Here is a 22387-nt window from a genome sequence, read left to right on the forward strand (position 1 = left end):
GTGTCCGGAGGGCCGCCGCGAAGGCGACGACACGAAGCGGAAGAAGTAGGTCCGGGAAAGTCCTCTCTGGGGGACCACAAGGAGGGCGACCACCGCATCAGGATTGACTGACTGCGGCCATTCCATAATGGCCTCCTCGGCCGCATGAGTCGGACGCGCACAGGGGATGTCCGCCCGTACAGGAGCGGCGCTTCCTGATCCATCGGGCCGAACAGTGCAAGCATTCATCAGATCACTGCACGCCAAGGTAGAGGTATTACGTATCCCGGCCTCCGCCGTGGCCGCGTGGGATGCTCGTCGTCAGCCACGTGACCGTGCGGCTGACGTACGACGCGGAGACTGTGCCGAACAGCCCTTTCCGTTCGAGCGGATGTTCGACGCCTGGCTGCATGCGCGGCAGCAGATCAGCCAGGGGATCGTCCGCGCCGACGACCGTGACCTTCGTCGGCGGCAGCATGACCCGCTCCGCCGTCACGGCGTGCTGCCGGTCTTCCGGTCCCTTCCTGGCCAAGTCCGGAGTCACGAGGCCCACGGGCGCGGAGCCGTCGCCGCCGAAAGGGCGGAACTCCGTCGCCACTCGTGGGCAGGGTGCCGGGGTGACGCGGCTTGCGACGCCGGCGGGCGCTGTCCAGGTGGGCGCTGACCGTGGCCGTGGGTCGGGGGCTGTCGCACGTGCGCACAGCCGGGCTCCGTCCAGACCCTCGACCCCGACGCTGCTCTCCGCGACGGACTCGCGTCGGCCCCTCCACCTCCACCACCGCAGTCGACTTCCTGCACCACGCCGAGTTGCAGTTCTTCCATGACGAAGACGAGAGCACCTCCCCGGGTCGGCAGCTCCGCTATGCCCTTGGCTCCCGGACCAAGTCACCGGGGGTGCACCACACGGACGTCAGGCTCTCCGCTTCGGTACTGTGCAGAGCACTGGATGACTGGTCGTCGTGCTCGACGAGCGCTTCCTGCACCAAGGCATATGACCGATCGGGTCTCCGCCGCTTGCACGGCCGCCGACCACGGGCAGACCCAGGGGCCGGACGGCCCTCCCCAGAACTGCAGCAGGGGGCGATCCTGAACGGGGGGCCGTCGGTCGAACGCGCGAGAAGGTGACGAGCGATGAGGCACCGCAGCGTCGCGGATCTGATGACACCCACCGCGGTCAGCGTCGTTCCGGGCACGACGTTCAAGGAGATCGCCCGCCTCCTAAACGATTTCGACATCACCGCGGTGTGCGTGGTGGACGAGTCGAACCGGCCGCTGGGCGTGGTGTCGGAGGCGGACCTGATACGGCGCCGTGCCGCCGGTGCCAGACCAGGCACGGCGGGTACGCTCATGTCCAGTCCCGTCGTTGTCGCACGTCCGGAGTGGAGCGTGGTGCGCGCCGCTCGGGTGATGGAACGGGCCAGGATCAAGCGTCTGCCCGTCATCGACGACGACGAACGCCTCGTAGGTGTGCTCAGCCGGAGTGACCTCGTCCAGCTCTTCCTGCGCCGGGACCGGGCGATCCAGGAGGAGATCGTCGAGGACGTGGTCACCCACACCCTGATGATGAGCCCATCGGCCCTCTCGGTGGAGGTCGAGGACGGCCGGGTCACCCTCAGCGGCACGGTCCGCCGCAGCATCGTTCCGGTGCTTCTCCGGCTCTGCAACAGCGTCGACGGTGTCGTGGGGGTCGTCGACCGGCTCAGGTACGAAGACGACGACCTGTTGAGGAAGTGACGACATGGGCACCCCTGGCGGCCCGTGCAGTCCTGTGGCCCGCTCCGCCAAAGACGACAGCAGGCTGTCCCGCTGGTTGTGGCTGGTCAGATCGATCCTGGTGATCCCGCACTCGATCGTGCTGTGCTTTGCATAACTCGTACGGCACACTCGGCACCGACCTTTACCCGTCTTTCGGCCAGGGATCCGAGCGCGACCACCCCGGCGGCTCGACATCGCCTACCCAGAACGGCTCTCGCGCTCGATGGTCCTGATCGAGTGGTGACTGCTCGCCATCCCCCGCTATCTGACGATCGCCTCGTCCACCAGCGGCGTGCACGCAGAACGGTGGAGCGGAGACGCGGGGACAGGAGCGGCCGTTAACGCGAGCTCGAAGGCAATACTGGCGAGCAGTAGGGGATTCGAACACCCCTCCGTCGCGCAACGCCGTGTGATCGGTGCGGGCTCCTGAAGCCGTGCAGATCTGACAGGTCACGATGCCAGCGAAGGTGGCCATCACGTAGGGCGTGGCGCAAGCGGCTGCCGACACCCCTGGCGTCCGAGGGAGAAGACGGCCCCGGCGCCAGCGAGATCGGAGCGGACCATGACACCGACGCATCCGAGCATGAGCCGGGTAGCCGCCGAGCACTCGGTTGCCCAGCCCACCGCGAGCGTGCCCCGATGGCTGACCACCGACCGGAACCGGCGATCGGCTCCTGGCGGCTCGGCCCGTTCGTGTCGGCAAGATCCGGAAAGAGGTCACGGACCGCACTCGCGGTCTCGGTCAGCAGGTCGCGACCCGCTTCACGCACCGCCAGGATCGTCTCGGCGTCAGCGAAGAGGCCCGACGGCCGGTGTCGGCGCCATGCAGCGCCCGCCCCCGTCGGTGGGCCTCTTCGGCGGCACAGAGCACGAGCCGTGCGCCCGGAGGGGGGCCCGGTCCACTTCCACGACGACGTTGCCGACTCCGGTCGGGCGGGCATCGCGCTGGACATTACTCCTCCCGGTGCACCCGGCTCGAGAGCGCGTCCCGAGAGGGGCATCTCCCGCTCGGGCATCTTGGTGGGTCTCTTCAAGATGGGCCGTTCGGCCCCGATCGAGCCCTGTCCAGCCCTGCTGCCGGAAGCGACGTGGCACCAACGTGAGACGGGAGACGTCCTGTCCCATCCGGACCCGCGACGGGGCGACAGGGATTCGATGAGGGAGGCAAGCCATGACAGCCCAGGTCACCGTCGGACTGGACGGCTCTGATGAAAGCCTTGCAGCGGCCCGTTGGGCCGCGACGCAGGCGGTGTTGCGCGAAGTGCCCCTCAGGTTGGTGCACGTGGAGGAATGGCCGAGCATGCCGGAAGTGCCCATGGCGTACGCCCGCACACTCGCCCACGACGAGCAGACCGAGAGACTCATGCAAGAGGTGACGGACCGAGTCTTCAAGCACCATCCCGACCTCGAGGTCATCACGGAGCATGCGCATGGCCGGGCAGCCGAGGAACTGACGGCCGCCGCGAACGAAGCGGATCTGACAGTCCTGGGTTCGCGCGGACTCGGCGGTGTCCGCGGCTTCCTCGTCGGTTCGGTCTCTCTTGCCGTCGTCGGCGTGGCCCGACAGCCGGTCGTCCTCGTCCGCGCGACGGACGACCGGGAAGCTCCCGAAGGCGGCATCGTGGTGGGCGTAGACATCCACAGGCAGTGCGAGGCACTGCTCGCGTTCTCCTTCTCCGAAGCCGCCCGGAAGTGCACACCGCTGCGGTTCCTCCACAGCTGGGCGCTTCCCGCCGCGTACGGCAATGCCTCCACCATGGACCCAGGGATCCGTGAGGAGCTGGGCAGCCACCTCCTCGGGGGACCGGACGACCTGTTGGAGCCATGGCGGAAGCGTTACCCGGATGTGGAGGTGGAGGCCAAGTCGGTGTTGGGCTCGCCCGCGTACCGGCTGGTCGAGGCGGCACAGACCGCGCAACTCGTCATCGTGGGACGCCGGAGTCGGAGCGCCCCTCTCGGCCCGCATCTGGGCCATGTCGCCCACGCAGTCATCCACCACAGTCCCGCGCCGGTCGCCATCGTCCCGATGGCGTAAGGAGGCGGTGGCGACTCGGGTTTGGACTGCGCACGGGTGTGCGACTTTCTACAGATGACAGCGGCCGATGCACGGCGTGTAGCGTTCAGCAGCGGGATCGCAGGAAGTGGCGCAGTGGGTGGAACAAAGTGCAGTGGGCCTGCGGAGCTGTCTTACTGTTCGGGTGAGGCCGCAGGGTCGACTTCCATGCCGGACACGGGGTCGACGGCCGTCTCGCGTCCGTCCGTCCCGTCCTTACTTCTCGTTGTGTCGGCGGCGGCCCCGACTTCGGGCCGCGTCGGTGTGCCAACCGCCTCGGGCAGTGGTACGGGGTACCAGCGCAGCAGACGGGAGGCAGCGGCGACCACGGCCAGGGGGAAGGGGCCATGGCCGGCGCGGCGGTGATCGGGCTGAGGAGTACTCCCCACAGGGGATAGAGCGCGCCGACCGCAAAGGGATTCCGACGGCGCCGCAGAATTCCGACGGCGTTGCAGACCAGGGCGAAGAACAGGTTCTGCTTGATGTTGCCCATAGTCGCCCTCGAGAGCCGGATAGCTGTGACCACGACCGCGAGGGATCGTGATGTCGGCGGATTCGATGGAGGCGTCGGTGCTGGTGCCGATGGCGAGTCCGACGTCGGATCGGACGAGGCGGGGCGTTGTTGAAGCCGTCGCCGACCTTGGCAACGGTCCAGAGTTCGGCTTGGAGACGGCGGATCTCGTCGGCCTTGTGCTCGGGCAGCACCTCGGCCAGGATCCGGGGGATGCCGCCGGACGCGGTGAGGGCGACGGCGGTTCAAGCGTTGTCGCCGGTGAGCATGACGACCTCGGTGTCCAGGCGTCTCAGGGCCGTAACAGCCCGGGCAGAGTCGTCCTTGACGGAGTCGGCGACGCGAGCGCTCCGGCGGCGCGGCCGTCGACCGCGGCGAACACGAATGTCCCAAAGGTGACGCAGCGTACGGGACCAGGGCGGCGCGGTGATGCTCGCCGGACGCCTGCATCAGTCCTTTCCGGCGGATCCGGCCCTGCGCCTGACCCGGACGGTGCCCGGCGTGGTGGCCGCGGCGACGGAGTTCACGACCGCGTAGCGTCCTTCCCGGGTCCGGCCCCCCTCGGGCCGTGTGGCGCAAAGTGCTGGACGCGCGCGTCCGGGCCCGGGAACACCTCGGTAACCCGGCCCGTGTCCGACCATCGGACGTCGAAGGGCGGAGTCCCGTCCGGATGGTGCAGCCCGACGATCTCGCCGTCACGCCCCTCGTCCCTAACCGTGGCACCACCCACGATCAGCCGGTCACCGACGCGAGCCCACAACCCGGCGCGGGGCATCTCCTGGCCTTGCCGTTCACCGGTCGAAGTCACGGTTCCCGCCTCCCTGTGCGCGAGCACCCGGTTCGCGGCCCTCACGAGACCGGCGGCACTCTGCCCTTCCAGCATGCGCTCCGATGGGCCGTCCCTCTGAGGGCCGACCGTCCCGGAAGGGGACCATTCGGCACTGCCTGAAGGGCGGCTCCGCGCGGCAGGGTGAGACGTGCCGGGGCAGCCACGTCCCATGAAGGAGGGCCGTCATGCAGCACCGCACGGTTTTCGAGGTGATGACCCACGACGTTGTCACCGCCACTTCTCAGACCTCGTTCAAGCAGATCGCCCGGCTCTTCGCCGAACACGACGTCTCGGCGGTCCCGGTCGTCGACCCCGAGCGACGCCTGCTCGGCCTGGTCTCGGAGGCCGACCTCTTGCGGGCCACCGCCGAGCTCCCCGATCTGGAAGGCCGCCCAGCGGGCGTCCGGCTGCTGTCCCAGGAGCGCGGGCTGCCCGCTGCGGAGACGGCCGCCCAGCTGATGACCTCACCGGCCGTCACAGCACAGCCGAACTGGAATCTCGTGGAGACGGCCCGGACGATGCACCGCAAAGGGGTGAAGCGGCTACCCGTCACCGATGAGACGGGGCGTCTCGTCGGGATCATCAGCCGCAGCGATCTGCTACGGCCCTTCCTGCGCAGTGACACCGCGATCCGCGACGAAATCGTGCACGACGTCTTGGCCCACACCCTGCGCCTCGCTCCCGACACGATCCGGGTGACCGTCGACGACGGAGTCGTCAGACTGACAGGCCGGGTCGACGAGCGCGCCGACATCCCCGTGATCGTACGGCTCTGCCGCTCGGTCGACGGAGTGGTCGCCCTGCACGAATCGATCGAGTACGCCTACGACAACCTCGCGCTCGACGTGGAGCCACCGCGATGAACGCCCCGTGGGCAGCACCGGTCATGCCCGACTACGAGAGTGCCCGAGCCACGTTCTCCTGGCGCCGCGAGCGGTCACGGCTCGCAGGGCTGCCCGACGGCGGCATCAACATCGGATACGAGGCAGTCGACCGCCATGTGCGCGAGGGCCGGGGCGAACGCGTCGCGCTGCGCTGCATCGCCCGTGACGGAACCGTCCAGTCGGTCAGCTTCGCCCAGCTCGCTGCCGACAGCTCCCGCTTCGCGCACGTGCTGGAGTCGCTCAGCCTGAAACGCGGCGAGCGGGTGTTCACCCTGCTCGGACGCCGGCCCGAGCTGTACAGCACCGTCCTCGGAACGCTGCGTGCCGGACGAGTTCTGTGCCCCCTGTTCACCGCCTTCGGCCCCGAGCCCCTCGCACTGCGCATGGAGCTGGGCGACGCCCGGGCGCTGGTCACGACACGGGAGCTGTACGAACGCAAGGTGGCCCCGGTGCGGTCCCGTCTCCCGCACCTGCGGCACGTCCTGCTCCTCGACCCCGGCCCCGACCCGCCCCCGGAGACCCTCTCCTTCCCCGCGCTCATGGACGCCGCACCGGACGATTACACGGTGGGACCGACCGATCCGGCCGAGCCCGCCCTGCTGCACTTCACCAGCGGCACCACAGGCACTCCCAAAGGCGCGATACACGTGCACGAGGCGGTCCTCGCCCATCACGTCACCGCCGCCTACGCCCTGGACCTGCACGAGGGCGACGTCTTCTGGTGCACCGCCGACCCCGGCTGGGTCACCGGCATGTCGTACGGCATCATCGCCCCGCTCGCCCTCGGGGTGACGACCGTCGTCGACGAAGGGGACTTCGCTCCCGCCCGCTGGTACGGGATCCTCGCCGACCAGCGCGTCACCGTCTGGTACACGGCCCCCACCGCGCTCCGCATGCTCATGCGGGCCGCACCGCGCAGCGGCGACCCGACGCCCTCAGCGCGGCACGACCTCTCGTCGCTCCGGTTCGTCGCGAGTGTCGGTGAGCCGCTCAATCCCGAGGCCGTGCACTGGGGCCGGGAAGCGCTCGGGCTTCCGGTGCACGACACGTGGTGGCAGACCGAGACCGGCGCCATCATGATCGCCAATTTCGCGGCCGATCCGGTGCGGCCTGGCTCGATGGGCCGACCGCTTCCTGGTGTCGAGGCCGCCGTAGTGGCGTGCGGCGAGAACGGCCGGGCCGCGGTCACCGGCGGGCACGTGCAGGTCCTCCAGGAACCGGGCGCCCAGGGCGAGCTCGCCCTGCGGGCGGGCTGGCCGTCGATGTTCCGCGGCTACCTCCACGAGCCGGATCGTTACGAGGCGTGCTTCGCGGACGGGTGGTACCTGACCGGCGACCTGGTCAGCCGCGACGCCGACGGCTGGTACTGGTTCGTGGGCCGCGCCGACGACGTCATCAAGTCCGCAGGGCACCTCATAGGGCCGTTCGAGGTGGAGAGCGCCCTCATGGAGCACCCGGCGGTCGCCGAGGCCGGTGTCATCGGACGCCCCGACCCCCTGGCCGGCGCGATCGTGAAGGCGTTCGTGCTGTCGCGCCCCGAGTATCCGCCCGACACCGAGCTGAGGCGCGATGTCATGGCGTTCGCCCGTCGGCGCCTCGGCCCTGCCGTCGCCCCCCGGGAGATCGAGTTCGTCCGGAGTCTGCCGCACACCCGTAGCGGAAAGGTGATGCGCCGCCTGCTCCGGGCCCGCGAACTGGGCCTGCCCGAGGGCGATGTGTCCACGCTGGAGACACCCGAACCGGCCGAGACGACCGGGCGCTCCGGGAAGGAGACGTGATGAACGACGCGCACCGCGGGGCGTCCGCCGGGACATCGAAGAAGAAGCGCTCCCGTCGCGCTCGTGGGCCCTCGACGCCGTCCCGCACTCCTGCGGCGGCCCACGACATGGACCTCCTGCGGCAGATGCTGCTCATCCGGCGGTTCGAGGAGCGGTGCGTCGAGTTGTACAGCGCAGCGACGATCCGCGGCTTCGTGCACCTCTACATCGGTGAGGAGGCGGTGGCGGTCGGCGTCCACCAGGCGCTCGACGAAGCGGACGCGGTTGTCTCCACTTACCGTGAACACGGCCACGCCCTGGCCCGCGGGGTACCCCCCGAGGCCGTGATGGCGGAGATGTACGGGAAGAACACCGGGTGTAGCCACGGGCGCGGCGGGTCCATGCACCTCTTCGACGCCGGCCGCCGCTTCTACGGTGGCAACGCGATCGTGGGCGGCGGACTGCCGCTCGCCGCGGGCCTGGCGCTCGCCGACCGAATGCGCGGCGAGTCACGCGTGACCTGCTGTTTCTTCGGCGACGGAGCCTTCGCCGAGGGCGAGTTCCACGAGACCGCCAACCTGGCGGCACTCTGGGGGCTGCCCGTGCTCTTCGTCTGTGAGAACAACCTGTACGCGATGGGAACGGCCCTTGCCCGCGAGCACGCCCAGACGGACCTGGCGATGCGGGCGGCGTCGTACGGGATGGCTGCCTGGGCCGTCGACGGCATGGACGCACATGCCGTGGAGAAGGCGGCGCGCGGCGCGGTCGAGTCCATCCGGGCCGGCAGCGGACCGCACTTCCTGGAGATGCGGACGTATCGATTCCGGGCACACTCGATGTACGACCCGGACCGGTACCGGCCGAAGGGCGAGGTCGAGGAGTGGAAGCGGCACGACCCCGTTACGCGCCTGGCCGACGGCATGCGCAAGGCCGGTTTTCTCGATAGAGACGCCCAGGAGTCCCTGGACCACGAGGCCGTGGAGGCCATCGACCGGGCCGTCCGGGCCGCCGAGCAGGCTCCCGAGGAGTCTGCCGAGGACCTGCTGCTCCATGTCACCGGCCGACGCGAGGAGGTTCCGTCGTGAGCGCGCGAACGCGACCGCAAGAGCATTCCGACGACGGCACCATCACATACAGGGAGGCCCTGCGGGAGGGACTGCGCGAGGCGCTGGCCTCGGACGACCGGGTCTTCCTGATGGGCGAGGACGTGGGCCGCTACGGCGGCTGCTTCGGTGTGAGTCTCGGTCTCCTGGAGGAGTTCGGCCCGGACCGTGTCCGGGACACACCCTTGTCGGAGTCTGCGTTCGTCGGGGCCGGGATCGGCGCCGCACTGGCCGGGATGAGGCCAGTCGTGGAGATCATGACGGTCAACTTCAGCCTGCTGGCGCTCGACCAGATCCTCAACAACGCCGCCACCCTGCGGCACATGTCCGGCGGACAGCTCGGTGTGCCTCTGGTGATCCGCATGACGACGGGCGCGGGCAGGCAGTTGGCCGCCCAGCACTCCCACAGCCTCGAAGGCTGGTACGCCCACATCCCCGGCCTCCGTGTCCTGGCACCCGCCACGGTCGACGACGCCCGCCACATGCTTTCAGCCGCGCTGGCCGATCCCGACCCGGTGCTGCTCTTCGAACACAGCAGCCTCTACAACGCGGCCGGCAAGCTCGATCCTGCGGCCCAAGACGTCGCCCTGGACCGCGCGTCCGTCCGCCGCGAAGGCACCGACGTTACAGTGGTCGCCTACGGCGGTTGTGTGCCCAAGGCGCTCCAAGCCGCAGAGGCGATGGCCGAGGACGGGATCAGCGCGGAGGTCGTCGACCTGCGGACTCTGCGGCCTATCGACAACGCCGCGATCATCGGCTCAGTCCAAAGGACCCACCGGGCTGTCGTCGTCGACGAGGGCTGGCGCAGCGGCAGTCTGTCCGCCGAGATCGAGTCGCGCATCTGCGAGCAGGCATTCTACGAACTCGACACACCCGTCGAACGAGTATGCAGCGCGGAGGTCCCCATCCCCTACGCCCGTCGACTCGAGGAGGCGGCACTCCCCCAGCCGGCCGGAATCGTGGCGGCGGCTCGCCGGGTGGTGAGCTGAGATGGCCGAGTTCACGATGCCGTCCCTCGGCGCCGACATGGACGAAGGCAAGCTCTCCCAGTGGCTGGTGCACCCGGGTGACCAGGTGACGCGGGGCGACGTCATCGCCGTCGTCGAGACCGACAAGTCCGCGATCGAGGTGGAGTGCTTCCAGAGCGGTACGGTCGACGCCCTCCTCGTCGACGAGGGCACCACCGTGCCGGTGGGCACCCCGCTGGCACGCATAGGCACCACCGCTGAAACTGCTGAAAGTCACCCGCCCGAAAGCCCGCCCGCCGAAGCCTTGCCCACCGAAAGCCCACCGCCGTCGACGCCCCTGGTCCGCCGAATCGCCCGCGACCGGCACGTCGACCTCGCCCGTGTCCATGGCTCGGGCCCTGGAGGCGGGATCACACGTGCGGACGTGGAACACGCGGAACCGGCAACGGAACCGGAGAGCGGCAAGATCACGCCGACGACACGGTCGGCGAAGCCGGTGCGCGGCGACGAATCGACCAGGGAGCGTCCCGCTCCGCTGCGCGTGAAGTCCTCACCGCTCGCACGGCGGCTGGCCACGGAACTCGGCGTCGACATCGCCGAGGTGACCGGCACGGGTCGGGGCGGCACAGTCCGTGCGGAGGACGTCCGTTCCGCCGCAGCCGTCGTGGGCCCACCGCGCCCGGCCGTCCCGGACTCGGCTCGGACGGCCACCGCCCGGCTCATGAGCCGCTCCAATCGGGAGATTCCGCACTTCTACCTCTCCACGACCGTGGACATGGCAGCGGCCCTGGAGTGGATGCACGCCCGCAACCGCGAACTTCCCCTGTCCGCCCGCCTGGTGCCCGCAGCACTCACGTTCAAGGCCGTCGCGCTGGCGGCACGGAAGGTGCCCGAGCTCAACGGGCACTGGATCGACGACCGCTTCGTCCCGGCGGACGAGGTACGGCTGGGCGTCGCGGTCTCCCTGCGGGGCGGCGGCCTCGTCGCACCCGCCCTCGGCCACGCCGACACACTCTCCGTGGCCGAGGTGATGGCCGCGCTCAAGGACCTGGTGGCACGGGCACGGGGCGGCCGGCTCCGAGCGTCCGAGACCGCCGATCCCAATATCACGGTCACGAACCTCGGCGACCAGGGCGTCGAGGCGGTGTTCGGTGTCGTCTACCCGCCGCAGGTCGCGCTCGTCGGCCTCGGCCGGATCGTCGAGCGGCCGGTCGCCGTGGATGGGCTGTTGGGAGTACGTCCCGTGCTGACGGCGACGCTGTCCGCCGATCACCGTGCGGCCGACGGAGCCACCGGCGCGCGTCTCCTGACCGCCATGGACCGGCTCCTGCAACAACCGGAGGAGTTGTGAACCACGACCAGGCAAAGGCGTTCGTTCGGCAAGCCGTGCAGCGTGTCGTCCCCGGTGCCGAGTTCACCGGGCTCGATCCCGGCGTGTCCCTGCGGGACACGTTCGAGATGGATTCGCTGGACTTCCTCGAATTCGTCGAAGCACTCGCCGAGCTCAGCGGAACGGAACTTACCGAGGGCGACTATCCGGCCCTCGACACCTGGAACGGCTGCGCCGCTCGTCTGGTGGCCGAGGCCGATGCGCCCGCACACGGAAGGACCGGATGATGCGTCATCGCAGGATCGCCGAGCTGATGACCCGTGAAGTGGTCAGCGTGCGTGGGGATGCCCTGTTCAAGGAGATCGCCCAGGTGCTGTCACAGCACCGCGTGACCGCGGTGCCGGTGGTGGACGGCGGGAACCGCGTGATCGGGGTGGTGTCGGAAGGGGATCTGCTGCGCAAGACGGCCGAGCAGGTCGCCGAGCCGGGCAACCTGCCGACCCCACCCGGGGTTGAGGCGTGGGAACGGGCGAAGGCCGAGGGGACGCGCGCCGAGGAGCTGATGTCCGCCCCCGCCGTGTGCGCCGGCCTCGATTGGACCATGGCGGAGGCGGCCCGGCTGATGGAGGTCCAGGGTGTCAAGCGACTCGTCGTCATCGACGACGAGGAACGGCTCGTGGGAATCGTCAGCCGCCACGACCTCCTGGGCGTCTTCCTCCGCCGGGACGACGACATCCGCCGGGAGATCGTCGAGGACGTGCTCGGCGACACACTGAGTCTAGCCCCGGCCTCGCTCACGGTCGACGTGCGTGACGGGCAGGTCGACCTCGCTGGAAAGCTGCCGTTCCGCGGCATGATCCGGGCCGTCGAGCGCATGTGCGCAACGGTCGACGGAGTGGTCTCGGTCTCTTCGGCCCGTCTCGCCTACGACATCGACGACACGGAACAAGGAGGTGGACGATCATGACGCAGGGCGTCGTGGTCGGCCTGGACGGCACGGATCAGGCCTGGCGGCGACCGGGCGAGTGACGATCGGGTCGGCCGGCCAGAAGCCGGTGCAGACCCTGGGGGCGCGGCACTTGTGGTGGCGGTCGGTGCCCCCGGAGGCCGACGCTGGGTACACACATTGGCAACGTGATCCACTCGGTTACGCACCACAGTCGTTCGCCGGTCGCCCTCGTCCCCCCACGACTGCCCTCGGAGCCGATCAGGCGTCGGAGACAAACGGCCGCAGCCGTACCGCTGTGACCTTGTACTCCGGACACGACGTCACGGCGTCGGCGTGCTCCGAGGTGAGGGAGTTCACGCCGCTGGCCGGGAAGTGGAACGCACAGAAGACCTGCCCGGGAGCAAGCTCTGTCCCCACGCGCGCGACGAGTCGCGCCTGTCCATGCCGGCTCTCGACAGTGATGGGGGTGCCATCCCGCAGTCCATAGCGGGCGGCGTCCTCGGGGTGCAGGTCCAGGCAGTCGGAGTCGTCGAGAAGGAGGTTGCCGCCGCGCCGGGTCATGCTCCCGGAGTTGTAGTGGGCCCACCGGCGCCCCGTGACGAGCACGAGCGGATAATCCTGGTCCGGTTCCTCGCCGGGCGGCAGATAGGGGGCCGACGAGAGGTGGGCGCGCCCGTCGGGCGTGGCGAACTCGTCGGCGTACAGGGTGCGTTCGCCCGGCCGGTCCGGCGCGGGGCAGGGCCAGGGCACATCCCCCTCCTGGTCAATCCGTTCATGCGAGAGACCCGCGAAGAGGGGCGTCACGCGTCCGCACTCGGCGAGAGCCGCCGCCGGGGTGCGGCACCTCAGGTCGACTCCGAGGGAATCTGCCACTGCGTGCACGACCTCGAAGTCGGAGCGCGCCGCTCCGGGCGGAGCCACCGCTCGCCGAGCGCGCTGGAAGCGACGGTCGAAGTTGACGAAGGTCCCGTCCTTCTCCAGCCACGAAGCCACGGGCAGGACCACATCGGCGTGTCGAGCGGTCTCCCCGAGGAACAGCTCATTGACGACGACGAGCGGGCAAGCGTCGAGGGCCTGCGCGACCCGCCGGCTGTCGGGATCGGTCGCGCACACGTCCTCACCGATGACCCACAGCGCCCGCAGCCGGCCCTCCCGAGCGGCCGCGAACATCTCAGGAATGCGCATGCCCGGCCGCTCGGGAACTGGTCGGCCCCACACCGCCTCAGCGCGAGCGCGGGCTTCCGGGTCGGTGACACGGCCGTAGCCGGGCAGCAGATCGGGCAGGGCGCCCATGTCGGAGGCGCCCTGCACGTTGTTCTGGCCGCGCAGGGGGCTGATGCCGAACCCTCGGCCGCTGCCGCCGACGGCGCCGCGCAGGATGGGGAGGTTCGCCAGGGTCCGTACGCCGTCGGTGCCGTGCAGGTGCTCGGTGACCCCGAGTCCGTACAGGACTGCCGGCCGCTCCGCGCAGCCGTAGAGCCGGGCGGCCTCCCTTACGTCGTCGGCGGGGACGCCGGTGATCCCGGCCACCCGCTCGGGCGGGTAGTCGGCCAGCACGTCGGCGAGTTCACCCATCCCCGTGGCCCGGTCGTGGAGGAAACCCGGGTCGGTCATGCCTTCGTCGAGGAGGACGTGGGCGAGGCCGTGGAAGAGAGCGACGTTCGTACCGGGGCGTGGGCGCAGATGCACGTCTGCATGGCGGGCGAGGCCCACGGCCCGGGGGTCGGCCACGACCAGGGAGGCGCCCGCGAGTGCCCGCTGGAGGAGACGGGCACCGACGACAGGGTGCGCTTCGACGGGATTGGCGCCGACGACCAGAAGACAGTCGGCGGTCTCGACGTCGTCAAAGGGGTCGGTGCCGCCGGCGCGTCCGAACGAGGCGGTGAGTCCCGCAGCGGAAGGTGCGTGGCAGAGGCGGGAGCAATTGTCGACGTTGTTGGTGCCGATGACGGTGCGCAGGAACTTCTGTACGAGGTAGTTCTCCTCGTTGGTGGCACGGGCGGAGGAGATCGCGGCGACCGCGTCGGGGCCGCCGTCCCGTACTGCGGCACGAAATCCTTCGGCGACCAAGGCGATCGCCTCGGCCCAACTCGCAGGTCGCAGATATCCGTTCTCTCTGACCAGGGGCTCGGTGAGACGTTCGGCGGACCTGAGGTATCCGTACGCGAAGCGGCCCTTGACGCAAGCGTGGCCGTGATTCACGGGCCCGTCCCGGGCGGGGAGCACGGCGGCGACACGGTCCTCGCGGACGACGACGTCGAGGGTGCAGCCGACTCCGCAGTAGCCGCAGGTGGTACGCACGCGGTCAGCGGAGGACTGCCGCGAAGTGAGGCCCTTACCTGGACCGGGCTGAGTGATCGCCCCTGTGGGACAGGTGTCGACGCAGCCACCGCAGGACACGCAGTCGGAGTCGGCCCACGGTCCGCCGGTTCCCGGGGCGACGACCGTTTCGGCACCGCGTCCGGTGAGGGTGAGCGCGAACGTGCCCTGGACGTCGGAGCACATGCGGACGCAGCGCCCGCACGCGATGCAGAGGTCCCGGTCGAGGTGGACGTACGGGTGGCTCTCGTCCCGCCCGCGCGTGGGCTCCCCGGCGGCCGAGTCCTCCGGGATCCCCAAGGACCGGCATGCCTCGGCCAGTTCGCTGTGCACGCTGCCGGCGAGGGCGTGCGGCGGGAGTGCCGAGGCGATCAGAGCGACCGCGTCCCGGCGCAGGTTCCGCACATCTCCCTCGGCGGTTTCGACGGTGAGGCCCGGTGTCGCGGGCGTGACACAGGCGGCGACGGTCCGCCCGTCAGCGCGGACCAGGCAGGTCCGGCAGGAGCCGGCCGGCCTGAGACGGTCGTCGTGGCAGAGCGTGGGCAGGTCGGCTCCGGTGGCACGTACCGCGTCGAGCAGTGAGGCCCCGGCGGGCAGTTCGACCGGCACCCCGTCGACCTGGAGCCGGGTCATCGGTCCCATCCTTCCAAGGCCGGCCCGTAGGCGCGGGCCAGGCTGCGGACGGAGGCGGGAACGCGGCGGCCGAAGGCACAGAGGCTCGCCTCGCCCATGAGCCGTCCCAGTCGTTCGTAAGTCTCCCCCGGCCCGCCCTGGCCCTGCGCGAGTTCGAGTCCCCGCCGGGTGCCGACCCGGCAGGGCGAACAGGCTCCACAGCTCTCGTCGTCGGCGAACTCCCAGATATGCCGCAGGAGTTCGTGGGGATCGGTGCCAGCGCCGAAGGCGACCATACCGGCGTGCCCGAGTGCGGCGCCGCGCTCGGCGAGCGCGGCCGTGGTGAGGGGGACGTCGAGCGCCGTCCCGGCGAGGAAACCGCCGAGGGGCCCGCCGATCTGGAGGGCGACGAGCTCGGCGCCGTCCTTGAGACCGGCGCCGAACCGGATGACGACCTCGTCCACGGGCGTGCCGAGTTCGACCTCGTAGACCCCGGGCCGGGCGAAGCGCTCGGACAGGCACACCAGCTTGGTACCGGTCTCGTCCGGCACGCCGCGTCGGGCGTAGGACGCTCCGCCGTGGGCGACGATCCAGGGCACGGCCGCCAGCGTCTCCACGTTGTTGACCACCGTCGGGGAGTCCCACAGGCCGTGGTCCGTGGGGTACGGGGGCCTCGGCCGGGCACACCCCCGAGCGCCTTCGAGGCGGGAGATGAGGGCGGTCTCCTCACCTGCGACATAGGAACCGGCTCCTTCGACGATCTCGACGAACGGCAGCCGACCGGCTGCCGCAGCCGAGGGTGACAGGGCTCCCGCCTCCGTCGCGCGCTCCACCTCCTGCCGGAGCCGGGCCATGGCCTTCGGGTACTCGGAGCGCACCAGAACGATCCCGCGCCGGGCGCCACAGGCGAAGCAGGCAAGGGCGAGTCCCGTGAGGACCCGCCCGGGGTCCTCCTCCATGAGCAGCCGGTCGGCGTACGAGCCGGGGTCTCCCTCGTCCCCGTTGGCGACGATGACGGTGTCCGGCTTCCCCGCCGCTGCGGCCCACTTGTCGGCCACCGGGAATCCGGCGCCGCCGCGCCCGCGCAACCCTGAGACGGCCGCCTCCTCCCGTATGTCCTCGGGCCGGAGCCCGGCCACCGCCTCGCGCCACACGTCCCAGGCGGAGTGCCCTCCCAGGATCCCGGCGAGCAGGACGGGCGCCCCGGTGGTATCGGCCACGGGGATGCCCGGCGCGCGCGGTTCGGTCCGACCGCCGAGTTGGTCGGCCAGGTCCGGGCCCGTGCGGGGCAGGGTGCCGTCGAGGGCGGCGGGGCCCGCGTAGCAGTAGCCGAGGCAGTGCACGGCCTGAAGCGAGGTCGAACTCGCCTGGTCGACGGTGCCCGCCACCACACCGAGAGTCCGCTCGACCTCCGCCAGATGCTCCCCGCCCCGTGCGGCGTAGCACGCCGTCGCGGTGCACACCCGCACGTGCCGCTCCCCGCGAGGGGCCGCGAGATCGGCGAAGAAGGTGGCGGGGCCGAGCCCTGCGGAGGGCGGCAGTCCGGCTGCCGCCGCGACCTGGGGCGCCCACGCCCCCGGCCCTTCGGCGGTTCTCGATCTGGCACGCTCCAGCGCGGACGGCAGCAATCCTCCGCGCCCTGCGGTCAGCTCACGGAGCGCGTCGGACCGTGAGCTTGACTCCTCGGGCCTCTGACCGGTCATGCTCCCAGGGTGAGCGGCCGTGCCCCCACCCGCATCCCGGCCGGTCACGGCTTTCACGGTTTCGCGCTGTGCAGGGCGGCCGGGCGCCGACGCTAACTTGATCTTCAACCTGTGAGGCGTGGGCGTGGGGTCGTTGACCTCTTGGTTCGTCGCCTTGCGGGGCCGGATTTGCCGACGGTGTGCACTTCGTAGCGTGCGGTGGGCTGGCTGTTCTTGCGGCCGGGTGACCGTCCTGGACCGGGTTGCGTGACTTTTGGTGCTCCGGCTGGGCAAGCTGGAGAATCTCTAAAGTCGGCACCACACTCCGCCTCCGTCCAGATGACGAACCGGCGATGCACGGTCGGCTTCGACGCACCGAGGCACGGCGGCAACGCCCGCCAGGGCCAGGCACACCCGCTGACCAGCACGTAGATGATCGCCGCGAAGACGGCCTCGTCATCGATGTTCGCGACCCCACCGCCCTGCGGACGAACTCGGTCAGGCGGCAGCAACGGCCGCGCGATCTCCCACAGTCCGTCCGGAACGATCCATCCCCACCGTCCACTCCTCATGTCCAGCCCAACCGCCAACTGGTAACACGGAAAACGAATTATCATGTTCACGCCGCGCGGAAGCAAAGGCCCGCGCATAGGCGCATGAGCAACTGAACGATATGGATCGTGGCGGCCGACTATCGACCGGAGGCCCGCAGTGGCGGCGCCGCGTCGTGGACCGCACCATCGTAGGGAAAACGGAGATGCCCCGGATTCAGGGAGAACCTGTGGTAATGCAAGCTGATCCCGAGATTCTGCGCGAGCTGGTCAACCGCTACGACGAGCTTCAAAGCCTCGACGCATCCCAGCGGGACTGCACGATCAGGCCAGGAACCGAGGGCACGCTCTACACGCTCTGCGTACTGACCGGCATTCGCGACGAGTCGAAAGCCCTGGCTTTCGCCCGTAGCTTGCTCTCGCCCCCCGACCTGCCTCCGAGGACCTCGGGCAGCCCTTCGGCCTGAAGAAGCCGACTGCCGAGCCGGACTCCCAAGTGACCGGCCGTCACCGGCCCGCGACTCCTTGATGACTACAGGTCGCGACCGGTCGACACGGGCCTCTGATGCTGCTGTGTACCGATTCACGTGTTCGGGATCGGCGATCGCCGTCGAGCACGGCATGCCCCGTGCCTCGGGGCCCGTACCACCCGCCGAATCCGACACACCGGCTCGCTGCGCCCGCTCACTTCGCGTTTGATGCGAGAATTTCGTGCGCCCGCGTGCGCCGGTGACAAAGAACCGATTCCTTCGCCTTATTGTTTCTACTTTCGAGCGTGCACGCCCAAGAGTGAATCTGACCCAATTTTTGACGGCCGGCTTGCCATACGGGCGAATCACTCTACGCCGGATCCCGGACGAAAACTCACGTGCACCCATTCGTCAACTCCCCTTCCAGTGCGCAGCATTGGCGTGAGAATCAGAGCACTTCGCGAAAGATACTCAGGTGCGCTCTTACACCTCAGGGCCGGCCTGGTCGAGCACGCAAAGCAGTGATTGCATCGCGCAACAACACCTCCATAGCGTGGCAGCGGTGACGTTTCACGATGCGGACGGGAATACGCCTAGCATCCCCGGATATCGACGGAGCTGATGAGCGCAGCAAGCCGTCCGAGCCGCCTCAGGGAAACGCGCAACCACAAGTCCGCGGTCCCGCAACGAGCCCGACCGCCTCCCTCCCTCAGGAGCGGCACACCATGACCGACACAAGCAACGCCCTGACCGGCTGGTCTCCCGAGGCTGTCGTCTTTGACTGTGACGGCACTCTGATGGACAACGAAATCCACTGGCAGGACGCACGCAGCCGGGTCTTCCGGGACTTCGGTATCCACCCCGCTCCGGGTTTCGCCGAGCGAGCCAAGGGCGTCCATTACGCCGACTGCGGCCGGCTGATGGCCCGGGAGGCAGACAAGCCCAAGCTGGCAGCGGAAATGACCGACTCGCTGCTGCGCCACTTCATGGAGCAGGTCGCCAAGGATCCGGTCACGATGCCCGGAGCCGCCGACTTCGTACGCCGGCTCTCCGGCCGCCTGCCACTCGCCGTGGCGAGCAACTGTCCCTTGCAGGCGGTGGAGTCGAGTCTCGACCGGGCCGGCCTGCTCAGCCACTTCGAGCACGTTGTGGTCCCGAGCGAAGAGGACTCCGGAGACGGGGACGGGAAGCCCGTTCGCCCGAAGCCCTGGCCGGACGTCTACGCAACGGCGGCCCGCCTCTGCGGTGCCACACCGCAACAGGCCCTGGCCGTCGAGGACTCGATGACTGGAATCGAGTCGGCCCTGCGGGCCGGGCTGCGCGTGCTCGGGGTGGGGCCGCGCCCGCGACCCGAGGACGCGGCCCGGGCCGACCTGTGGGTGCCGGTCCTGAACGCTCCCGCTCTGTCGGCTTGGGTGGAGTCCTGGCCGGCCCGAAGGGCGCAGATGTAAGCCGGCGGCCGCTCAGCCCAGCCGCATGCTGAGGTCTTCCACGACTGCTCGGGCCGAGGCGAAGAGCAGCCCGATGCCCACCGCGCCCGGATCGGGAACGCCTTCGGCGCGTCTCCCGAGGTAGCTGGAGCGTCCCATCCGGGCGCGCAGTCGCGCGGTCTCGGATACGCCGGCCCAGGCGGCGTCGGCGGCCCGAGCCAAGGCTTCTGCCGACAAGGTGTCCGCCGGGGCGGCCCGGAGGGCATCCGCAGCCGGGCTCAGTGCGTCGACGAGGGTCTTGTCGCCGGGTGCTGCGTCACCCACTCGGCGGATGGCCGCAAGCCCCTCCGCAGCTCCGGCCGCTAGAGCTGGCGTAGTGGCGGCCTCGGCGTCGGCCACGGCGACGGCCAGTGACTGGAACAGCAAGCCGAACAACGGCCCGCTGGTGCCGCCGACCTCGTCCAAGAAGGCGGTGGCCGCGGCGTGGAGGGGCGCGGCGGGGTCGCTGCGGGAGGCGGGGATCGCGTCGAGATGTCGAAGGGTGGAGTGTACTCCGGTGCTGAGGTTGATGCCGAAGTCGCCGTCGCCCACTTCTTGGTCCAATGAGGTGAGGCGGTCCTTCGCGGCGTGGGCGGACTGCACGAACCTGCGCATCCAGGCATCGGTGGAGAAGGCTTCGGGGGACGTGCTGCTCGTCATGGGGTGCCTCCCGTGCTCAGGGGAACTCTGTCGAGGTCGGCCGCGTGCCCGCCGCCGCCTCACCAGTGCAGGGCGGCGGTCCGCACGGGCGCGTCGTACAGGCGCAGGATCTGAGGGTCGGCGGCGAGCAGGGTGATGGAGAAGCCTCGCATGTCCAGGGAAGTGATGTACTCGCCGACGAGGGAACGGGCAAGTTCGATACCGCGGTCGTCGAGCAGGCCGCCGAGCTCGGCGTAGACCGCGTAGAGCTCCAGTGGGGTGACGGCCCCGAGGCCGTTGACCAGGGCGATGACGGAGGAATCCCGGGCCGGGGCGAGTGCTTCCAGGAGCGCCAGGGCCATGCGCTCGACGAGAGTGCCGAGGGGCCCCCGGGGGACGGTCTTCGGGGCGCGCTCGCCGTGGATGCCGACGCCGTACTCCAGTTCCTCCGGATCGAGGAGGAAGGCGGGCCTGCCGGTCGTGGGCGCGGTGTGGGCGGCCGAGGCGACGGCCAGAGTGCGACAACTCGCGGCGAGACGGGTGCCGAGCTCCTGGAGTTCCGGAAGGCCGAGGCCGGTGTCGGCTGCCGCCCCGAGTATCTTCTCGATCAGGACGGTGCCGCCCGTGCCCCGGCGGCCGGCGGCGATGTCCTCGGAGTCGGTGGCGAGGTCGTCGTCGACCAGGACACGGGCACAGGGGATATCGCTATGGGCGAGCCGTTCGGCTGCGATGCCGAAGTTGATCCGGTCTCCGGTGTAGTTCTTCACGATGTGCAGCACACCCTGGGACCGGGCGGCAGCGAGAGATCCCTCGTACACCTGCCGGTTGTGCGGTGAGGCGAAGACGAGCCCCGGGCAGGCGACGTCCAGCATGCCGCGTCCGACGTATCCGGCGTGCAGGGGTTCGTGCCCCGATCCTCCACCCGAGAGCAGGCCGACCCTCCGTGTGGGTGCAGGGTCGCCCGCCAGGAGAAACCCGTGGTCGGGGTCGAGCGTGAGCAGATTCGCATGGGCGCGGGCAAAGCCCCGCAGAGCGTCCGGCACCAGGGTGTCGTCACCGTTCTCGAAATACGATCCCATCCAGGTCCTCCGTCGTCGAGGGCCGCGAGCGGCTGGGCCGGGCCCCTCCCGCCGAGGTGATCTACATGCTGCGCCCCCGGCCACAACGAGGCAATTCGTAGGACCGTCGGCGGCTCCTTATGGACGAGATGGTGACCGCCTTCGGCCGGACGGGAAAGCTGGTACAACGCCGGGGACATGGGGGTGCAGCCGGACCTCACCGTCCTGCCCAAAGCTCTGACCAGCGGTTACTTCCTCCTCGGCACGGGTTCCTCGCCGCGCTTCACACCAATCCTGCCCGAGCCACTCAGCTCCTGGGTGCCCTACTCCTCCTGCCGCACCTCAAAGTCAACCGCTGGCTGACGGAGGCCGCACACGAAGTGCTGGCGTGCGTCGGGGCGTTGGTCCCTATGATCGGCAGGCTGCCGCTCTACCTTCGCTACTGTGATCAGGATCTCCGGGATGGCGAAGCGTCTCATGGTCGGCCGCGCCCTGCGCAGCAGTGAGATGGGCCAGGCGTTGCTTCCCAAGCGTCTGGCTCTGCCGATCTTCGCATCGGACCCCTTGTCGTCGGTTGCTTACGCGACGCAGGAGATCCTGTTGGTGCTCACGCTGGGCGGGCTGGCGTATGTGCATTTCACGCCGTTGATCGCGGCGGCGGTCGTCGCGCTGATGACTGTGGTGGTGCTGTCGTACCAGCAAGTCGTGCGCGCTTACCCGAGCGGTGGGGGCTCGTACGAGGTCGTGTCCACGAACCGTCAATCCCACCGTTCGGCCAAGGCTGGGGCCACTTCAAGGCAGCAGGCAAGTGACCGGCGGACAGTTTGCCAGACCGTTCCGATGAGACATTCCAAGATGTCTGGAGAACCGTCGACCTTGATCTCAAAATGCCAGGCGGACCCGTCCGGCAAGACCGGCACCGCGCGGGCCAGGGCCACCTGGATCGGATACTTCACCTCCCGATCCTGCACTGCACCGAACGGCCCCGCACCCCGGCCCTGGCAGACGGGCGGTCACTTGAGCGTGACGCAGGCCTTCATGGTCAGGTTCCGGAACTCGACACAAAGCCTGGTGTTTTTGGGGTACTTGGGGCCAGTGTGCCCGTCCCGCCCCCAGGAGGTCTCCACGAAGCTGCCGCCCACCCGGGCCGCACGCTTCCAGCCCCCGCCCATCTTCCACGTCCCGCCGGGCTTCTTCACCAGCCAGCGGGCCGTACCGGACCGGACACCCTCACGCGAGGCGTACACCCAGCCCACCCCACGGGCCTGGGCGCCACGGCGGTGCCAGTGGTGGACCACGATCCCGGAGCGGCAGCCGGAGCCGCTGCCCGCGCAGTCACGGGCCCGAGTGTCGACGTACGCCCGCGCGGCGGTCGGCGCGGCCGACACGGAGGGAGCGACGGCCACCGGGACCAGGACGGCGGCCAGGGCGACGGCGGGAATGATCTTTCGGTTCATGGACGGCTCAAC

The 22387-nt window shown here is 69.8% G+C and carries 19 protein-coding genes and 2 pseudogenes; 12 read left to right on the forward strand and 9 right to left on the reverse strand.

The features are described from left to right. Window positions 1-256: 256 nt before the first annotated feature. A complete protein-coding gene (locus WQO_RS00110; RefSeq protein ID WP_010063886.1) occupies window positions 257-577 on the reverse strand; it encodes a hypothetical protein in 321 nt (106 codons plus the stop codon). Window positions 578-1110: 533 nt separating this feature from the next. Here WQO_RS00110 and WQO_RS00115 point away from each other — a divergent pair. Together WQO_RS00115 and WQO_RS00120 are read left to right on the forward strand one after the other, a co-directional pair. Further along, the gene (locus WQO_RS00115; protein ID WP_010063885.1) at window positions 1111-1713 is read left to right on the forward strand and encodes a CBS domain-containing protein; all 603 of its coding nucleotides are present in this window, start codon (window positions 1111-1113) and stop codon (window positions 1711-1713) included. Window positions 1714-2905: 1192 nt separating this feature from the next. Beyond that, window positions 2906-3769 (forward strand): universal stress protein, encoded by an 864-nt coding sequence (locus WQO_RS00120; RefSeq protein WP_010063884.1) that lies wholly within the window; start codon window positions 2906-2908, stop codon window positions 3767-3769. Between the two features lie 1052 nt (window positions 3770-4821). Here the strand turns inward: WQO_RS00120 and WQO_RS37340 are convergent. Beyond that, window positions 4822-5298, reverse strand: coding sequence for a DUF1918 domain-containing protein (locus tag WQO_RS37340; RefSeq protein ID WP_418082096.1), 477 nt, complete (start codon window positions 5296-5298; stop codon window positions 4822-4824). Between the two features lie 14 nt (window positions 5299-5312). Between WQO_RS37340 and WQO_RS00130 the strand changes: the two genes are divergently transcribed. The 7 genes from WQO_RS00130 to WQO_RS00160 are packed head-to-tail and all read left to right on the forward strand — an operon-like array spanning window position 5313 to window position 12136. After that, window positions 5313-5990: a CBS domain-containing protein gene (locus WQO_RS00130; RefSeq protein ID WP_010063882.1), complete on the forward strand. Its 678-nt coding sequence runs from the start codon at window positions 5313-5315 to the stop codon at window positions 5988-5990. Further along, on the forward strand, window positions 5987-7789 hold the full coding sequence (gene acsA / locus WQO_RS00135) for an acetate--CoA ligase (protein WP_010063881.1): 1803 nt from the start codon (window positions 5987-5989) through the stop codon (window positions 7787-7789). The genes WQO_RS00130 and acsA overlap by 4 nt, the downstream gene beginning before the upstream one ends. After that, window positions 7789-8853, forward strand: coding sequence for a pyruvate dehydrogenase (acetyl-transferring) E1 component subunit alpha (gene pdhA / locus WQO_RS00140; RefSeq protein WP_107115782.1), 1065 nt, complete (start codon window positions 7789-7791; stop codon window positions 8851-8853). The genes acsA and pdhA overlap by 1 nt, the downstream gene beginning before the upstream one ends. Continuing rightward, on the forward strand, window positions 8850-9860 hold the full coding sequence (locus tag WQO_RS00145) for an alpha-ketoacid dehydrogenase subunit beta (RefSeq protein ID WP_010063878.1): 1011 nt from the start codon (window positions 8850-8852) through the stop codon (window positions 9858-9860). Before pdhA ends, WQO_RS00145 begins: the two co-directional genes overlap by 4 nt. 1 nt (window position 9861) lies before the next feature. After that, entirely contained in the window at window positions 9862-11190 is a 1329-nt protein-coding gene (locus WQO_RS00150; RefSeq protein ID WP_010063876.1) for a 2-oxo acid dehydrogenase subunit E2, read from the forward strand. Then, on the forward strand, window positions 11187-11456 hold the full coding sequence (locus WQO_RS00155) for a hypothetical protein (RefSeq protein ID WP_010063875.1): 270 nt from the start codon (window positions 11187-11189) through the stop codon (window positions 11454-11456). Before WQO_RS00150 ends, WQO_RS00155 begins: the two co-directional genes overlap by 4 nt. Further along, window positions 11456-12136, forward strand: coding sequence for a CBS domain-containing protein (locus tag WQO_RS00160; RefSeq protein WP_010063874.1), 681 nt, complete (start codon window positions 11456-11458; stop codon window positions 12134-12136). The genes WQO_RS00155 and WQO_RS00160 overlap by 1 nt, the downstream gene beginning before the upstream one ends. Before the next feature lie 240 nt (window positions 12137-12376). Here the strand turns inward: WQO_RS00160 and fdhF are convergent, their stop codons facing one another. The 3 genes and pseudogenes from fdhF to WQO_RS34520 form a co-directional block, all read right to left on the reverse strand. Next, window positions 12377-15070: a formate dehydrogenase subunit alpha gene (gene fdhF, locus WQO_RS00165; RefSeq protein WP_010063873.1), complete on the reverse strand. Its 2694-nt coding sequence runs from the start codon at window positions 15068-15070 to the stop codon at window positions 12377-12379. Continuing rightward, window positions 15067-16752, reverse strand: coding sequence for an NADH-ubiquinone oxidoreductase-F iron-sulfur binding region domain-containing protein (locus WQO_RS00170; protein ID WP_079055496.1), 1686 nt, complete (start codon window positions 16750-16752; stop codon window positions 15067-15069). Before WQO_RS00170 ends, fdhF begins: the two co-directional genes overlap by 4 nt. A 305-nt stretch (window positions 16753-17057) precedes the next feature. Then, a pseudogene (locus tag WQO_RS34520) lies at window positions 17058-17303 on the reverse strand (transposase); the annotation flags it as partial. A 155-nt stretch (window positions 17304-17458) separates the two neighbouring features. On the opposite strand from WQO_RS34520, the gene WQO_RS00175 reads away from it, so the two are divergent. Together WQO_RS00175 and WQO_RS00180 are read left to right on the forward strand one after the other, a co-directional pair. After that, a complete protein-coding gene (locus WQO_RS00175) occupies window positions 17459-17749 on the forward strand; it encodes a DUF5133 domain-containing protein (protein WP_237274076.1) in 291 nt (96 codons plus the stop codon). Window positions 17750-18477: 728 nt separating this feature from the next. Next, window positions 18478-19203, forward strand: coding sequence for an HAD family hydrolase (locus WQO_RS00180; protein ID WP_010063868.1), 726 nt, complete (start codon window positions 18478-18480; stop codon window positions 19201-19203). Window positions 19204-19215: 12 nt separating this feature from the next. On the opposite strand, the gene dhaL is transcribed toward WQO_RS00180, so the two are convergent. Both dhaL and WQO_RS00190 read right to left on the reverse strand, forming a co-directional pair. Beyond that, window positions 19216-19881 carry a dihydroxyacetone kinase subunit DhaL gene (dhaL, locus tag WQO_RS00185; protein ID WP_010063866.1) on the reverse strand — a complete coding sequence of 222 codons (666 nt, stop codon included), beginning with the start codon at window positions 19879-19881 and terminating at the stop codon, window positions 19216-19218. Window positions 19882-19940: 59 nt separating this feature from the next. Further along, complete coding sequence (locus WQO_RS00190; RefSeq protein WP_010063865.1) at window positions 19941-20939, reverse strand: dihydroxyacetone kinase subunit DhaK; 999 nt, start codon at window positions 20937-20939, stop codon at window positions 19941-19943. Between the two features lie 441 nt (window positions 20940-21380). Between WQO_RS00190 and WQO_RS36610 the strand changes: the two are divergent. Further along, a pseudogene (locus WQO_RS36610) lies at window positions 21381-21674 on the forward strand (DNA-binding protein); the annotation flags it as partial. Between the two features lie 2 nt (window positions 21675-21676). Here WQO_RS36610 and WQO_RS35910 read toward each other — a convergent pair. Further along, window positions 21677-21874 carry a hypothetical protein gene (locus tag WQO_RS35910; protein ID WP_148660106.1) on the reverse strand — a complete coding sequence of 66 codons (198 nt, stop codon included), beginning with the start codon at window positions 21872-21874 and terminating at the stop codon, window positions 21677-21679. Window positions 21875-21931: 57 nt separating this feature from the next. After that, window positions 21932-22375, reverse strand: a complete 444-nt coding sequence (locus WQO_RS00195; RefSeq protein WP_032749218.1) for a hypothetical protein — start codon at window positions 22373-22375, stop codon at window positions 21932-21934. Between the last annotated feature and the right edge of the window lie 12 nt (window positions 22376-22387).

Origin of the sequence: Streptomyces globisporus C-1027 (assembly GCF_000261345.2) — a bacterium.
Lineage (GTDB): Bacteria > Actinomycetota > Actinomycetes > Streptomycetales > Streptomycetaceae > Streptomyces > Streptomyces pakalii.

What these genes read in the sequence shown, in the direction of transcription:
- WQO_RS00115 (WP_010063885.1), top strand. Translation starts at nt 1,111, where the DNA reads ATGAGGCACCGCAGCGTCGCGGATCTGATGACACCCACCGCGGTCAGC.
- WQO_RS00120 (WP_010063884.1), top strand. Translation starts at nt 2,906, where the DNA reads ATGACAGCCCAGGTCACCGTCGGACTGGACGGCTCTGATGAAAGCCTT.
- WQO_RS37340 (WP_418082096.1), bottom strand. Translation starts at nt 5,298, where the DNA reads ATGGGACGTGGCTGCCCCGGCACGTCTCACCCTGCCGCGCGGAGCCGC.
- WQO_RS00130 (WP_010063882.1), top strand. Translation starts at nt 5,313, where the DNA reads ATGCAGCACCGCACGGTTTTCGAGGTGATGACCCACGACGTTGTCACC.
- acsA (WP_010063881.1), top strand. Translation starts at nt 5,987, where the DNA reads ATGAACGCCCCGTGGGCAGCACCGGTCATGCCCGACTACGAGAGTGCC.
- pdhA (WP_107115782.1), top strand. Translation starts at nt 7,789, where the DNA reads ATGAACGACGCGCACCGCGGGGCGTCCGCCGGGACATCGAAGAAGAAG.
- WQO_RS00150 (WP_010063876.1), top strand. Translation starts at nt 9,862, where the DNA reads ATGGCCGAGTTCACGATGCCGTCCCTCGGCGCCGACATGGACGAAGGC.
- WQO_RS00160 (WP_010063874.1), top strand. Translation starts at nt 11,456, where the DNA reads ATGCGTCATCGCAGGATCGCCGAGCTGATGACCCGTGAAGTGGTCAGC.
- fdhF (WP_010063873.1), bottom strand. Translation starts at nt 15,070, where the DNA reads ATGACCCGGCTCCAGGTCGACGGGGTGCCGGTCGAACTGCCCGCCGGG.
- WQO_RS00170 (WP_079055496.1), bottom strand. Translation starts at nt 16,752, where the DNA reads ATGACCGGTCAGAGGCCCGAGGAGTCAAGCTCACGGTCCGACGCGCTC.
- WQO_RS00180 (WP_010063868.1), top strand. Translation starts at nt 18,478, where the DNA reads ATGACCGACACAAGCAACGCCCTGACCGGCTGGTCTCCCGAGGCTGTC.
- dhaL (WP_010063866.1), bottom strand. Translation starts at nt 19,881, where the DNA reads ATGACGAGCAGCACGTCCCCCGAAGCCTTCTCCACCGATGCCTGGATG.
- WQO_RS00190 (WP_010063865.1), bottom strand. Translation starts at nt 20,939, where the DNA reads ATGGGATCGTATTTCGAGAACGGTGACGACACCCTGGTGCCGGACGCT.
- WQO_RS00195 (WP_032749218.1), bottom strand. Translation starts at nt 22,375, where the DNA reads ATGAACCGAAAGATCATTCCCGCCGTCGCCCTGGCCGCCGTCCTGGTC.